The organism is Streptomyces sp. NPDC024632 (assembly GCF_055559175.1).
The window spans coordinates 369,545-382,899 of record NZ_JBVHLD010000005.1; the positions used below are offsets into that span (position 1 = coordinate 369,545).

The following is a 13,355-nucleotide window of genomic DNA, read 5'->3' on the forward strand; positions in this document are numbered from 1 at the left end:
TGAGCCGCCCCCGCCCGCTCCCGCGCACCCGCGTCGCCATCCCGACAAGGCCGCCGCGTAATAACCGGTGGCCTTGTCGGCCGTCGCCCGCCTAGGGTGCTGATCACGCCCATGACCGGACGAGAAGGAGGCGAGAGCGATGACGTACATCACTGTGCCGCGCTCCCGCCCCTCCGCAGGGCGTCCGTAGATCCACGGGGAGATGGTCCCGGGAGCGCTCCGTCGAACTCCCGAAGGAATCGCTTCACCATGTCCGATCTGGTTTTCCGCCCGCTGGTCGCGGGCGAGTCCGCCCTGTTCAACTCCCTTGCCGAGACGGCATCCGGCACGCGCACCGGCACCGGCGACGCGTTCGTCGGCCGCGCCCTGCTCGGCCAGTCCTTCGCGACCCTCGACGCGGGCGGCGAGTACCGGCCCGAGTGGTCGTGGGTCGCGCTGCGCGGCGCGAAGGTCGTCGCGCGGGCCGCGTGGTGGGCCAAGCCCGAGGACAGCGAGCCGCTGGCCCTGGACTGGTTCGACTTCGCCGAGGGCGAAGCCGAGGCGGCCACCGAACTGCTGCGCGCCGCGCCGCTGAACACCGAGTACAGCCTGCTGCTGCCGCCCGACTGGCGCGAGCGCCCCGACGTGACGGCGGCGGCGCGGAGCCGCGCGGCGGCCGTCGAGGCCGCGGGACTGCGCGAGTTGGTCGAGCGGTACCGCTACGAGTGGACGGCGGACTGCCCGCTGCCGCCGCGCACCGGGCGTCTTGAGTACCGGCCCGAGCCGGACGACACCGCCTTCCGGGCCGTCATGGCCCGCATCATGGAGGGCACTCTCGACGCCCACGACCGCCGGATGATCGCCGAACAGGGCCTGGAGGCCGCCCTCGACGAGACCATCGGCATCTTCGACTGGTTCCCCTCGCCCGCCGACTGGCGGCGGGTGGCGTACACCCCGGACGGCGAGGTGGCCGGGCTGCACGTGCCCGCGCGCAATCCGGCCGGCCCGTGCATCGGCTTCATCGCCGTGGTGCCCGAGCAGCGGGGCCGCGGTTACTCGTACGACCTGCTGGTCGAGTGCACTCACGACCTGGTCGACCGCGGCGCGGTCAAGGTCGCGGCGGCCACCGACCGGACGAATGTCCCGATGGCGCGGAATTTCGCGAAGGCGGGGTATCCGATCGTTCAGGAGCGGATCGACTTCGTCCCCGACGCAGTGTGATGTTCCCCCGCTGATCCGCTCGCGGTGATGCGGGAGGCCGTTCCGTGGGCATGCATGTGCCCGGGGTCCGTGGCGCGGCCACGGCCCCGGGCACCCGCGAGGAACGGCCTCGGGGGGCGCCCGTACAGAAGACCGCCGTACAGAAGACTGCCGTACAGAAGACCGCCGTACCGCCGTACAGAAAACCGCTGTACGGAGAACTTCCGCGCGGAAGACCGCCGCGCGGAAGACCGAAGACGCTGAACGAACCGGATGACGAGACGGGAGCCGTGGGTGCTGTTCGAGGTGTGGGCGCCGGATGCCCAGCAGGTGGAGATCCTGATCGACGACCGCACACGGCACGGCCTCGGCCCCGACCCGGCGCGGGCCGGCTGGTGGCGCGCGGAGGTGTCCGCTGGGCCGGGCACGCGGTACGCGTATCTGCTCGACGGCGGTCCGCCGCTGCCCGATCCGCGCTCGCGCCGCCAGCCGGAGGGCCCGGACGGGCCGAGCGCCGTCGTCGACCACGACGCGTTCGCCTGGACGGTGCCGTGGCCGGGCCGCGCGCTGCCCGGCGCGGTGGTCTACGAACTGCACGTCGGCACCTTCACCCCCGAGGGCACCTTCGACGCGGCGATCGAGCGGCTGCCGCACCTGGCCCGGCTGGGCATCACGCACATCGAGCTGATGCCGGTGTGCCCGTTCCCCGGCACCAACGGCTGGGGGTACGAGGGCGTGTCGCTGTGGGCGGTGCACGAGCCGTACGGCGGCCCCGAGGGAATGAAGCGATTTGTCGACGCGGCGCACAAGCAGTGCCTGGGCGTCGTCCTCGACGTGGTCCACAACCACCTGGGCCCGTCGGGCAACCATCTGCCACCGTTCGGCCCGTACTTCACCGACCGGCACCACACCCCCTGGGGCGACGCGGTCAATCTGGACGCGCCCGGCTCCGACGAGGTGCGGGACTTCCTGATCGGCAGCGCGCTGTCGTGGCTGCGCGACTACCGGCTCGACGGGCTGCGGCTCGACGCCGTCCACGCGCTGGTGGACACGCGCGCCCTGCACTTCCTCGAGGAGCTCTCGACGGCCGTGGACGGGCTGTCGGCCGCGCTCGGCCGCCCGCTGTTCCTGATCGCCGAGTCCGATCTGAACGACCCGCGGACGACGGCCCCGCGCCAGGCGGGCGGCCTCGGACTGCACGCCCAGTGGAGCGACGACTTCCACCACGCCCTGCACGCGGCCGTCACCGGTGAGGCGCAGGGCTATTACGCGGATTTCGCCGCCGCCGGGCCCGCCGCGGTGGCCAAGACGCTCACCGGGGGCTTCTTCCACGACGGCAGTTGGTCCTCCTTCCGCGGCCGGCACCACGGCCGCCCGCTGGACCGGGCCGCCGCGCCCGCCCACCGGCTGCTGGGCTACGCGCAGACGCACGACCAGATCGGCAACCGCGCGACCGGCGACCGGCTCACCCCTGACCAGCTCACCGTGGCCGCGGCCCTCGTCCTGACCTCGCCGTTCACCCCGATGCTCTTCATGGGCGAGGAGTGGGGCGCGGGCACGCCCTGGCAGTTCTTCACCGACCACGACGACCCGGAGCTGGGCGCGGCCATCACGCGCGGGCGGCGCCGCGAATTCGCCGACCACGGCTGGGCGGAGGAGGACGTGCCCGATCCGCAGGACCACGCGACCCGGGACCGCTCGTGCCTGGACTGGGCCGAGCCGGACAAGGCGGGGCACCGCGAGCTGCTGGAGTGGTACCGCGGGCTGATCGCGCTGCGCAGGTCGGAGCCCGCCCTGACCGATCCCCAGCTCGACACGGTCGCGGCGACCGCGGGCGGCCGGACGCTGCGGCTGGCCCGCGGCCCCTTCCGTACGGTCGTGAACTTCTCCGACGCGCCCGCGCGGGTGCCGCTGGACGTGCCGTGCGAGGTGGTGCTGGCCCGGCCGTCGTGCAAGGTGCTGCCGGGCCCGGACGCGGCCGTCCAGCTTCCGCCCCGGGGAGCCGCCGTGCTGCGCGCCCGCGCTACGGTGAACGGGTGACACAGACGACCCCGACGCCCGACGCGGAAGCCCTCGCGGACTGCGTGCTGTGCGGCGAGCCGACCGAGTATCCGGCGAGCACGCGCGGCGCGACGTACTGCCCGGTGTGCGAGTGGCAGGAGGCGCAGCGCACCGCGTGCTCCGGCTAGGACCGGGGCACGCGGGTCAGGTCTTGAGGAGCGCGACGCGGTTCTCCTCGATGTCGAAGTCGGCCTTCGGATAGGCCGGGTCGATCAGTTCGAGGTGTTCGAGCAGCAGCTTGGCGACCGCCCAGTTCCGGTACCACTTGCGGTCGGACGGCACGACGTGCCAGGGCGCGGCGTCGGTCGAGCAGCGCTCCAGGGCCACCTCGTACGCTTTCTGGTACGCGGGCCACAGCGCGCGCTCGCTGATGTCACCGGGGTTGAACTTCCAGTGCTTGTCCGGGTTGTCGAGCCGCTTCAGCAGCCGCTCGCGCTGCTTGTCGTAGCTGATGTGCAGGAAGACCTTGACGACGGTGACGCCGTCGTCGGCGAGCGACTGCTCGAAGCGGTTGATGACGCTGTAGCGGCGGCTCCAGGTGGCGCGCGGCACGAGGTCGCGCACGCGGGCGATCAGCACGTCCTCGTAGTGCGAACGGTCGAAGACGCCCAGCTCGCCGGGGCGGGGCAGCGCGCGGCGGATGCGCCACAGGAAGGGGTGCTGGCGCTCCTCCTCGGTGGGCGCCTTGAACGCGGTGACGCGGATGCCCGACGGGTTCAGCCCGGAGGACACGTGCTTGACGGTGCCGCCCTTGCCCGAGGTGTCCATGCCCTGGAGCACCAGCAGCACGCAGTGCGGGTCGCCCGCGGTGCTCTGCGCCCACAGCCGCTCCTGGAGCTCGGCCAGCCGGGCGCGCAGCTCCGCGGTCGCGGCCAGGGCCGTCGCCTTGTCACGCGGGCCGCCGGGGGTCGCGGAGGGGTCGTACGCCCGCAGGTTGACCGGTCCGCCGCCGGGCGGCACGCGCAGCAGGGAGCGCAGGCCCGGGTCCTTCTGCGCCTTCTTGGCGGCGGCGTCGGCGTGCTTGCCGCCCCGGCCGTCCTCGTGCGCGTGCCGGTCCACGTGCGCGTGCTCGGCGCCGTGCTTGCCCTTGCCCTTGCTCCCGCTCTTGGCCATGCACCGATCCTGCGCCGGATCAGCGGTCTCCGCCAGTGCCGGTCAGCTTCTCGGCGTCCCGCGCGAGCGCGGTGAGCCGGGAGACGGCGCGGAAGTACTTCTTGCGGTAGCCGCCCGCCAGCATGTCCTGGCCGAAGACGCGGTCGAAGGGCACGCCGGAGGCCAAGACCGGGATCTCGCGGTCGTAGAGCCGGTCGGCGAGCACCACCAGGCGCAGCGCGGTCGCCTGGTCGGTGACGGGTTCCACGCCGCGCAGGAAGACGGCGCCGACGCCGTCGCAGAGCGCGCCGTAGCGGCTGGGGTGGACGGTGGCCAGGTGCGCGGCCAGCGCGCCGAAGTCGTCGAGCGCGGCGCCGGGTGTGACGGCCGCGGCGGCGGTGACCTGCTCGTCGGTGTGCGGGGTCGGCGCCTCGGGCAGGCCGCGGTGCCGGTAGTCCTCGCCGTCGATCCGCAGGCTGGTGAAGCGGGCGGACAGGCCCTGGATCTCCCGCATGAAGTCGGCGGAGGCGAAGCGGCCCTCGCCGAGCTTGCCGGGCAGCGTGTTCGACGTCGCCGCCAGCCGTACGCCCGCGTCGGCGAGCTTGCCGAGGAGCGTGGACACCAGCACCGTGTCGCCCGGGTCGTCCAGTTCGAACTCGTCGATGCAGACCAGCCGGTGGTCGCTGAGCGCCGCCACCGCGTGCTGGAAGCCGAGGGCGCCGACCAGATTGGTCAGCTCCACGAACGTGCCGAACGCCTTGCGCTCGGCGGGCGCCGGGGTGGCGTGCCACAGCGACGCCAGCAGGTGGGTCTTGCCGACGCCGTAACCGCCGTCGAGGTAGACCCCGCCGGGGCCGCCGGGCGCGGGTGCCTCCCGCCGGAACCACCGCTTGGGCGTCGGCGCGGCCGTCAGCGACGCCGCGAAACCGGCCAGGGCCCGTACGGCCGCGGCCTGGCTGGGCTGATTCGGGTCGGGCACGTAGGTCTCGAACCTGACGCCGTCGAACCGCGGCGGCGGCACCATCTCCGCCACCAATCGCTCCACCGGCACATGCGGCGTGCGCGCGCTGAGTGACACGGGCCCGCCATCGCCGCCTATCGCGGCACTCCCAGACGAAACGACAGAGGTCGACACAGCTCACCAGCGTAGTGCCTCCCGGTTCCGCCCCCGCCGGCATGTGTCCGACCCCACGCGTACGGGGGCGGCGGGCCGAGGGCGCCGACCGGCCCGTAGCGGCGCGGCGTGGGAGACTTCGGGGATGCGACGGCTCTATCCCGTAGCGGGAGCGAACGATTCGGCCGGGCTGGAGACCCCGCTCGGTCTGGCGGACGCGTACGCGTACCCCGAACGGGGAGCGGGCCCGTACCTCCGGGCCAACATGGTGTCGTCGCTGGACGGCGCGGCCCGGTACGACGGCAGGTCGGCGCCGCTGTCGTCGGAGGCGGACATGCGGGTCTTCGGCGTGCTGCGCGCGCTGGCCGACGTGGTGCTGGTGGGTGCGGAAACGGTTCGCCTGGAGGGCTACCGGCCCGCGAGGGCCCGCGAGGTGTTCGCGGCGCGCAGGGCGGCGGACGGCCAGACCCCGGCCGCCGCCGTCGCGGTGATCAGCCGCGGACTCGATCTGGACTTCACGACACCGCTGTTCACCGCGCCGGTCACCCCCACCCTGGTGCTGACCGGCGCGTCGCCGCCCGCCGACCGCGTCGCCGCCGCCCGCGCGGCGGGCGCCCATGTGGTCGTCGCGGGCGACGGCGAAGGCGTCGACCCGGTCCGCGCGGTGCGCGAGTTGGCCGCGCTGGGCCACACGCGGCTGCTCCACGAGGGCGGCCCGCGAGTCCTCGCGCAGTTCGCCGCGGCCGACACGCTGGACGAACTGTGCCTGACCGTCGCCCCGGTGCTCGGGGGCGGCGACGCGCCCCGGATCATGCACGGCCCCGACGTTCCGGGCCCGGCCCGCCTCGTCCCGCGCTCCGTCCTGGAGGAGGACGGCTTCCTGTTCACCCGTTACGTCCGGGCCTGACCGCCCGACCGTCCCACCGACACCCCTCATGCCACCCACCTGACCAGCGGCGCGCCGCACGGTGGAACCGCGACCGAAAAAAGCGGATTCCCTCGTTCCGTTTTGCTCCGCGCGGGAACACTTACCCGAGTGCCCCGCCAAGATCGGGGCAGGATCGTTCCAACGCCGGCCCGGTGGCCCCGACGAAGCACGAGAAAGAAGGACGCGTCCGTGTTCACGACCGTACTCATGATCGAGAAGCCGCTCGCACCGGCCGACGTGGAGCTCGTCACCTCTCTCCACGGCGACGAGCAGGTCTCCTTCGTCGTGCTCATGCAGCCACGCGGCGACCAGGACCGGCTGTTGCGGGCCGTCGACGACGTGGCGCTCGGCTATCTGGATGACGCCGCGCACGAGGACCGCGAGCCGGAGGGCGACGACGCCACCCCGGTCGCGGAGCGGGCCCTGGCGCACTCCCTGGAGGCGCTGCGCGCCTCCGGCGCGGAGGCGGTGGGCCGGATCGTCGACAAGCACCCGCTCGACCTGCTGCGCACGGTCGTCGAGGAGACCAACGCCGACGAGGTCATCGTGCTCACCGCGCCGCACTTCGTGGAGGAGTTCTTCCACCGCGACTGGACGTCGCGGGCGCGGCACAAGGTGGGGGTGCCGGTGCTGAAGCTCTTCGCCGAGCACGATTAGGCGCAGCGCGCGATGAGCCGCCGAGCGCGATGAGCCGCAGGGCACGATGAGGCGGCGAGCGCGGTGAGCGCGGCGAGGCGGTGCCGCGCCGCCCGGCGGCTCGGGCGTCGTGTGTCCCGGGCACCCCTTGCAGAAACGTCTCGCCGGGCGGGGGGTGCCACGGGTGCGTGGTCAGGGTCGGCGCGCGGTGCCACGGGCGCGCGGGCAGAGTCGGCGGAAGGTGCCACGGGCGCGCGGGCAGAGTCGTCCGCGCGCCCGGAGGTGCGAGAATCAGGACCCGGTCAATAAACGAACCACGCACATCTCCGGGAGACCTCCGTATGAGCCCGTCCGTTCCCCCCGCCATGGACCGACCGCACTTCATCGGCATCGGCGGCGCCGGAATGTCGGGGATCGCGAAGATCCTCGCGCAGCGCGGGGCGCGGGTGGCGGGCAGTGACTCACGTGAGTCGGAGACGGCGGGCGCGCTGCGCGCGCTCGGCGTGACCGTGCACATCGGCCACGACGCGGCGCACCTGGCGCAGGACGCCACCTCGGTGGTCGTCTCCAGCGCGATCCGCCCGGAGAATCCGGAGCTGGCGGCGGCCCGCGAGCGCGGCGTCCCCGTGGTGCACCGCAGTGACGCGCTGGCCGCGCTGATGGAGGGCACCCGGCCGATCGCGGTCGCGGGCACCCACGGCAAGACCACCACCACCTCGATGCTGGCGGTCGCGCTGACTGCGCTCGGCAGCGAGCCGTCGTACGCGATCGGCGGCGACCTGGACGCGCCCGGCTCGAACGCGCACCACGGCGGCGGCGAGATCTTCGTCGCGGAGGCCGACGAGAGCGACCGCAGCTTCCACACGTACGCGCCCGAGGTCGCGATCATCCTCAACGTGGAGCTCGACCACCACGCCAACTACGCCTCGATGGACGAGATCTACGACTCCTTCGAGACCTTCGTCGGGAAGATCCGCCCCGGCGGCACGCTGGTGATCTCCGCCGACCAGCCGGGCGCCGTCGAGCTGACGAAGCGGGTACGGGACATCGGCGGTCTGACCATCGTGACGGTCGGCGAGGCCGAGACCGCCGACGTACGCATCACGAAGATCAACCCGCGCGGGCTGACCAGCGAGGTCACCGTCGTCATCGACGGCCGCCCGCTGACCTTCACCGTCTCCGTGCCGGGCCGCCACTACGCGCACAACGCCGTCGCCGCGCTCGCCGCGGGCACCGCGATCGGCGCCCCGACCCGGAATCTGGCCTCGGCCCTCGCGAAGTACACCGGCGTCAAGCGGCGCCTCCAGCTCAAGGGCGAGGCGGCGGGCGTCCAGGTCATCGACTCCTACGCCCACCACCCGACCGAGATGGCCGCCGACCTGGAGGCGATCCGCGGCGCCGCCGGGGACGCCCGCGTCCTGGTCGTCTTCCAGCCGCACCTCTTCAGCCGCACCCGCGAGCTGGCCACCGAGATGGGCGCCGCCCTCGCCCTCGCCGACGCCTCCGTCGTCCTCGACATCTACCCGGCCCGCGAGGACCCGATCCCCGGTGTGACCAGCGCACTCATCATCGACGCGGCCCGCGCGGCGGGCGCCGACGTGACCGCGGAACACGACAAGCAGGCGGTACCGGACGTGGTCGCAGGAATGGCGAAGCCGGGTGATCTCGTTCTCACCATGGGCGCGGGCGACGTGACCGACCTCGGTCCCCTGATTCTCGCCCGCCTCGGCAGCTGAGGAGACCTCCATGTCCTACGAAGTCAGCAAGTCCGACGAGCAGTGGCGCGCCGAGCTGTCGCCGGAGGAGTACGCGGTCCTGCGCAAAGCCGGTACCGAGCGGCCCTTCGTCGGCGAGTACACCGACACGAAGACGACCGGCGTCTACGCCTGCCGTGCCTGCGGCGCCGAGCTCTTCCGCTCCGACACCAAATTCGAGTCCCACTGCGGCTGGCCCTCCTTCTACGACCCCGCCGACACCGACGCCGTCGAACTCATCGAGGACCGCACCCTCGGGATGACCCGCGTCGAGGTCCGCTGCGCCCGCTGCGGCTCCCACCTGGGCCACGTCTTCGAAGGCGAGGGCTACGGCACACCGACCGACCAGCGCTACTGCATCAACTCCATCTCCCTGACCTTGACCCCCACGGAGTAACCCCTCCGGGGGGGTGCCGTGCGCCTCCGGCGGGGGGCAGCCGTTCAGCGCCGCGGGGACGCGCGACCAGCCCCCGCGGCGGAACGGGCCCCGAAGGGGCGCTGGGGGCACCTCCCGGCCGAAGGCTGGGGGAGGAACTGCGCGACCAGCCACGACGGCGGGCCACCGTCCCCACGGCGGAACGGGCCCCGAAGGGGCGCGAGGAACTGCGCGACCCGCCCCCACCGGCCGGTGGTCCGGAGACAACCGAACCGCCCCGCCGGGGCGGGCGGTGCCCCTGCGGGAGCATCGTGGCTGGCACGACGGCATCGGCGGGCGCCACCAGCTCCGGCGTGGCCGCCGCGGCCGCCGCCGCTTCCGTACGGACCGACGCCGCACGCCACGGCGGATCGGCGTCCAGCAGCGGGTGGCAGACTGGGGCGGTGAGCAGCCCCGTCCAGCACCAGGCCACCGACCGCGACGCGGCACCCCAGTTCGTCCTCCCGCTCGTCGTCCGGATCGAGCGCGACGCGCCCCCGGCCCGTACCGACGCCCTGGAGACGGCGGCGCGCGCCGTCCTCACCCTGCTCTGCGACGAGCGCGCGACGGCCGACGACGGCGAGTGGGCGCAGGCCGTACGGAACTGGCAGGATGCCAGGATCCGCAAGGTCGTACGGCGGGCGCGCGGAGCGGAGTGGCGGCGGGCGGCGGCCCTGCCGGGCATCACGGTGACGGGATCGGGATCGGGATCGGGGTCCGCGTCGGGATCGGTGCCGGGGGCGGACACGGAAGCGGGTACGACCGATGTGCCGCCCGCCGAAGTGCGGGTCTACCCGCCCGTGCCGCTCGACGGCTGGCCGAAGGAACTGGCCAAACTCCAGGTCTCCGGCACGGAGTTGGACGACCCGGAGCCGCCGTCACCGCTCGAACCCGGCGACCCGCGCCCCGTCCTGTGGATGAATCCCGACGTCACCATGTCGGCCGGGAAGGCCATGGCCCAGGCCGGACACGGCGCCCAACTCGCCTGGTGGGAGCTGTCGGACGCCGACCGCGACGCCTGGCGCGCCGCCGGTTTCCCCCTGGCCGTCCGCACCCCCTCCCCCGCCCTGTGGACCCGCCTGAGCGCGTCCTCACTCCCCGTCGTCCGCGACGCGGGCTTCACCGAGGTCGCCCCGGGCTCCGCCACCGTCGTCGCCGACCACCCGTCCCTGCGCGCGCATCCCGCCCCCGGCACGCTCTGACGGGCCCCGCCAGCCCGCTCGCGGAGTTATCCACAGGCCGAGAACGCGGTGTCGGCGGAGTCCGGTAGAAATCCCTCATGTGGATTCTTCTGCTGCTCGTCGCGTGTGCCGCGGCGACCGCCGCCAGCGCGCGCCTGTGCCTGGCCGGGGTCGCCGCGGCCGGTGGAGCGCCCGGAGAGCGGCGGCCCACGGACGGCGTCGAACTCGGTCTGTACGAAACGGCGTTCCTGGCCGGAGGCCGTACGCGCGCTCGGCGAGCGGCTGGTGGCCGCCGGGCTCGGGGTTCCGGCGGCGGCACGCGAACGGCTCGCGGCGGGGGTGCGGCAGGTGCGCGGCGCCACCGGGCTGACGTTGGCGATGGCGGTGGCCACCGTCGCCCTGAACGGGTCGGTCCGTGCGCCGGACGGCACGCCCGCGCTGCTCTGGTACGTGCTGCCGCTGCTGCTGACGGGGGCGTGCTGGGCGGTGGCGCGCGTCGAGGTCTATCCGTACACGCGGTGGGCGGCCCCGGCCGGGCAGGAGGCGCTCCGGGGGATACCCCGGGACGCGCCGCCGCTGTCGGCCCTGGCCGCCCGTGGGCCGCGCACGCTGCGCGACCCCGCGATACGGGCGCTGCTGCGTCAGGCCAGGCCCGCGACCAGGTCGGCGACCTCGCGGCGCCGGCCGGTGTAGAAGGGGACTTCCTCGCGGACGTGCAGGCGGGCCTCGGAGGCGCGCAGGTGCCGCATGAGGTCGACGATCCGGTACAGCTCGTCGGCCTCGAAGGCCAGGATCCACTCGTAGTCGCCGAGCGAGAAGGACGCGACGGTGTTCGCCCGCACGTCGGGGTAGCCACGGGCCATCTTGCCGTGGTCGGCGAGCATCCGGCGGCGGTCCTCGTCCGGCAGCAGGTACCAGTCGTAGGAGCGCACGAAGGGATAGACGCTGACCCACTCGCGCGGCGTCTCATCGGCGAGGAAGGCCGGAACATGCGACTTGTTGAACTCCGCCGGGCGGTGCAGCGCCATGTTGGACCACACCGGCTCCACCGCGCGCCCCAGCTTGGTGCGGCGGAAGAGGTTGTACGCCTCCTGCAACTCCTCGGCCGTCTCCGCGTGCCACCAGATCATCAGATCGGCGTCGGCCCGCAGCCCCGAGACGTCATAGGTCCCGCGGATCGTGATGTCCTTGGCGGCGAGCTGCGCGAACAGCTCCTCGACCTCGTCCGCGTACCCGCCGCGGTCCTCGGGCAGGGTGTCGCGCAGTCGGAACACCGACCAGAGCGTGTAGCGAATGACCTCGTTGAGGTCCTTGGCCTTCTTCCCCGCGTTGGGGGCCTTCGCCGACGTGGCGTCGGCGGAATCGGAAGCGCGGTCGGCAGTCGAGTCGGTCATACCCCCCATTCTCCCGCGCCCCCCGGCGCTCCCGGCACCAGGGTCCCCCACGACGCCCGCGGGGCCACCCGGCGCGGAGCCGTTCAGCCCCGCGGCAGCAGCTCGGCCGCGGCGCGGTGGGCTCCGGCGATGCAGGCGGGGATGCCGACGCCGTCGTACGCGGCGCCGCAGGCGGCCAGGGCGGGGAGCTTGGTGAGGTGTTCGCGGACGCGGGCGACGCGGGCGAGGTGGCCGACCGGGTACTGGGGCAGACCCGCGGTCCAGCGGGTGACGCGGGCGGCGATCGGGGCGGCGCGCAGGCCCACGGCGGCCTCCAGGTCGTCGCGGGAGAGGCGGACGAGGTCGGTGTCGTCCCAGGCGAGGTCCGCCTCGTCGCCGTGGCGGCCGATGGAGGTGCGCAGGACGACGGTGTCGCCGCCTGCCTCGCCGAGCCAGCCCCATTTGCGGCTGGAGAAGGTGGACGCCTTGATGGTGCGGCCGTCGACCGGCGGGACGAGGAAGCCGCTGCTGTTGGGCAGCCGTGTCATCTCACGGCGGCGGAAGGCCATGGTGACCAGCGCCATGCCCGCGTATTCGACGGTGTCCAGTTCGGCCGCGGCGGCGGGCGACTCGGCGTCGAGCAGCCGGGCCGCGGTCGGCGCGGGCACGGCGAGCACCACGGCGTCGGCCTCCAGCGCGCGGCCGTCGAGGCCGACCTGCCAGCCGTGCGGAGTGCGCCGCAGCTCGCGTACGGGCGCGTCCGTCTCGATGGTGACGCCCGCGGCGCGGCACGCCTCGGCGACCGCGAGCGGCAGCCGTCCGACACCGCCGCGGATGCCGTTGAAGACCGGTCCCGCGCCGCCCGCCCTGGCCGCGGCCCGGCGCTGGATGTCGCGGGCCGCCTCGATCAGGGAGCGCCCGGTGCGCATGGCCTCGAAGAGCTGCGGCACCGCGGCGCGCAGCGAGATCTCGTAGGCGTTGCCCGCGTAGACGCCGCCGAGCAGTGGTTCGACGAGCCGGTCCACGACCTCGTGGCCGAGCCGGGCAGCGACGAAGGCGCCGACCGCGACATCGTCGCCGAGTTCGGTGCGCGGCAGTACGTGGTCCAGCGGGAGCCTGGCAAGACCCGCGGCGGACAGCACACCGGACGAGGCGAGCGGCCCGAGGTCGCCGGGCACGCCCATGACGTGTCCCTTGGGCATGGGCCGCAGCTTGCCGCGGGTCCACAGCGCGGCGCCGAGCACCGCGGGCGGCTCCAGGTCGTCGCCGAGCCCGACCTCGCGGGCCAGGGCGATCGCCTCGGGGCGGCGGGCCAGCATCGACTCGGCGCCGAGGTCGACCGGCACCCCGGCGATCTCGTCGGCGTACAGCTTGCCGCCCAGCCGCGACGACGCCTCCAGCAGCGTGACGCGGACGCCCGCGCCCGCCAGCCGGTGCGCCGCGGCGAGTCCGGAGATTCCGCCGCCGATGACGATCGCGTGTTCAGGAGCGCCCGTGCCGTTGTGCGTCTGGCTCATGCGTCCACTGTCTCAGACTCCGTTCCGAGTTCCGAACGTGATCCCATCGCTACCGCGGGACCGCAACCCGGCGCGGACCATCCACGTCCAACTGTCATTACAGGT

At 73.7% G+C, this 13,355-nt stretch carries 13 protein-coding genes; 9 read left to right on the forward strand and 4 right to left on the reverse strand.

The features are described from left to right. Positions 1-249: 249 nt before the first annotated feature. The 3 genes from ACZ37P_RS13275 to ACZ37P_RS13285 all read left to right on the forward strand — a co-directional run bounded on the left by ACZ37P_RS13275 (position 250) and on the right by ACZ37P_RS13285 (position 3,368). On the forward strand, positions 250-1,200 hold the full coding sequence (locus ACZ37P_RS13275) for a GNAT family N-acetyltransferase (protein ID WP_391163891.1): 951 nt from the start codon (positions 250-252) through the stop codon (positions 1,198-1,200). A 252-nt stretch (positions 1,201-1,452) separates the two neighbouring features. Next, positions 1,453-3,219: a malto-oligosyltrehalose trehalohydrolase gene (gene treZ, locus ACZ37P_RS13280; protein ID WP_467346463.1), complete on the forward strand. Its 1,767-nt coding sequence runs from the start codon at positions 1,453-1,455 to the stop codon at positions 3,217-3,219. Beyond that, positions 3,216-3,368 carry a hypothetical protein gene (locus ACZ37P_RS13285; protein WP_223186409.1) on the forward strand — a complete coding sequence of 51 codons (153 nt, stop codon included), beginning with the start codon at positions 3,216-3,218 and terminating at the stop codon, positions 3,366-3,368. Before treZ ends, ACZ37P_RS13285 begins: the two co-directional genes overlap by 4 nt. Positions 3,369-3,384: 16 nt before the next feature. Here ACZ37P_RS13285 and ACZ37P_RS13290 read toward each other — a convergent pair whose 3' ends face one another. Then, complete coding sequence (locus tag ACZ37P_RS13290; RefSeq protein WP_391163889.1) at positions 3,385-4,353, reverse strand: PPK2 family polyphosphate kinase; 969 nt, start codon at positions 4,351-4,353, stop codon at positions 3,385-3,387. A gap of 19 nt (positions 4,354-4,372) precedes the next feature. Beyond that, positions 4,373-5,410: a cell division protein ZapE gene (gene zapE / locus ACZ37P_RS13295; RefSeq protein WP_391163888.1), complete on the reverse strand. Its 1,038-nt coding sequence runs from the start codon at positions 5,408-5,410 to the stop codon at positions 4,373-4,375. 181 nt (positions 5,411-5,591) lie between these two features. On the opposite strand from zapE, the gene ACZ37P_RS13300 reads away from it, so the two are divergent. The 6 genes from ACZ37P_RS13300 to ACZ37P_RS13325 all read left to right on the forward strand — a co-directional run bounded on the left by ACZ37P_RS13300 (position 5,592) and on the right by ACZ37P_RS13325 (position 11,053). After that, complete coding sequence (locus ACZ37P_RS13300; RefSeq protein ID WP_355338688.1) at positions 5,592-6,353, forward strand: pyrimidine reductase family protein; 762 nt, start codon at positions 5,592-5,594, stop codon at positions 6,351-6,353. A 210-nt stretch (positions 6,354-6,563) separates the two neighbouring features. Beyond that, positions 6,564-7,031, forward strand: a complete 468-nt coding sequence (locus tag ACZ37P_RS13305; RefSeq protein ID WP_355338685.1) for an indole-3-glycerol phosphate synthase — start codon at positions 6,564-6,566, stop codon at positions 7,029-7,031. A 320-nt stretch (positions 7,032-7,351) separates the two neighbouring features. Continuing rightward, entirely contained in the window at positions 7,352-8,746 is a 1,395-nt protein-coding gene (gene murC, locus ACZ37P_RS13310; protein WP_355338682.1) for a UDP-N-acetylmuramate--L-alanine ligase, read from the forward strand. A 10-nt stretch (positions 8,747-8,756) separates the two neighbouring features. Next, on the forward strand, positions 8,757-9,161 hold the full coding sequence (msrB, locus tag ACZ37P_RS13315) for a peptide-methionine (R)-S-oxide reductase MsrB (RefSeq protein ID WP_355338679.1): 405 nt from the start codon (positions 8,757-8,759) through the stop codon (positions 9,159-9,161). A 422-nt stretch (positions 9,162-9,583) separates the two neighbouring features. Next, positions 9,584-10,381, forward strand: a complete 798-nt coding sequence (locus ACZ37P_RS13320) for a peptidyl-tRNA hydrolase (protein WP_467346567.1) — start codon at positions 9,584-9,586, stop codon at positions 10,379-10,381. A gap of 162 nt (positions 10,382-10,543) precedes the next feature. After that, a complete protein-coding gene (locus ACZ37P_RS13325) occupies positions 10,544-11,053 on the forward strand; it encodes a hypothetical protein (RefSeq protein ID WP_467346466.1) in 510 nt (169 codons plus the stop codon). Here ACZ37P_RS13325 and hemQ read toward each other — a convergent pair. Together hemQ and hemG are read right to left on the reverse strand one after the other, a co-directional pair. Then, complete coding sequence (gene hemQ, locus ACZ37P_RS13330; protein ID WP_467346468.1) at positions 11,002-11,754, reverse strand: hydrogen peroxide-dependent heme synthase; 753 nt, start codon at positions 11,752-11,754, stop codon at positions 11,002-11,004. The genes ACZ37P_RS13325 and hemQ overlap by 52 nt on opposite strands. Before the next feature lie 83 nt (positions 11,755-11,837). Beyond that, on the reverse strand, positions 11,838-13,250 hold the full coding sequence (gene hemG, locus ACZ37P_RS13335; RefSeq protein WP_467346470.1) for a protoporphyrinogen oxidase: 1,413 nt from the start codon (positions 13,248-13,250) through the stop codon (positions 11,838-11,840). Between the last annotated feature and the right edge of the window lie 105 nt (positions 13,251-13,355).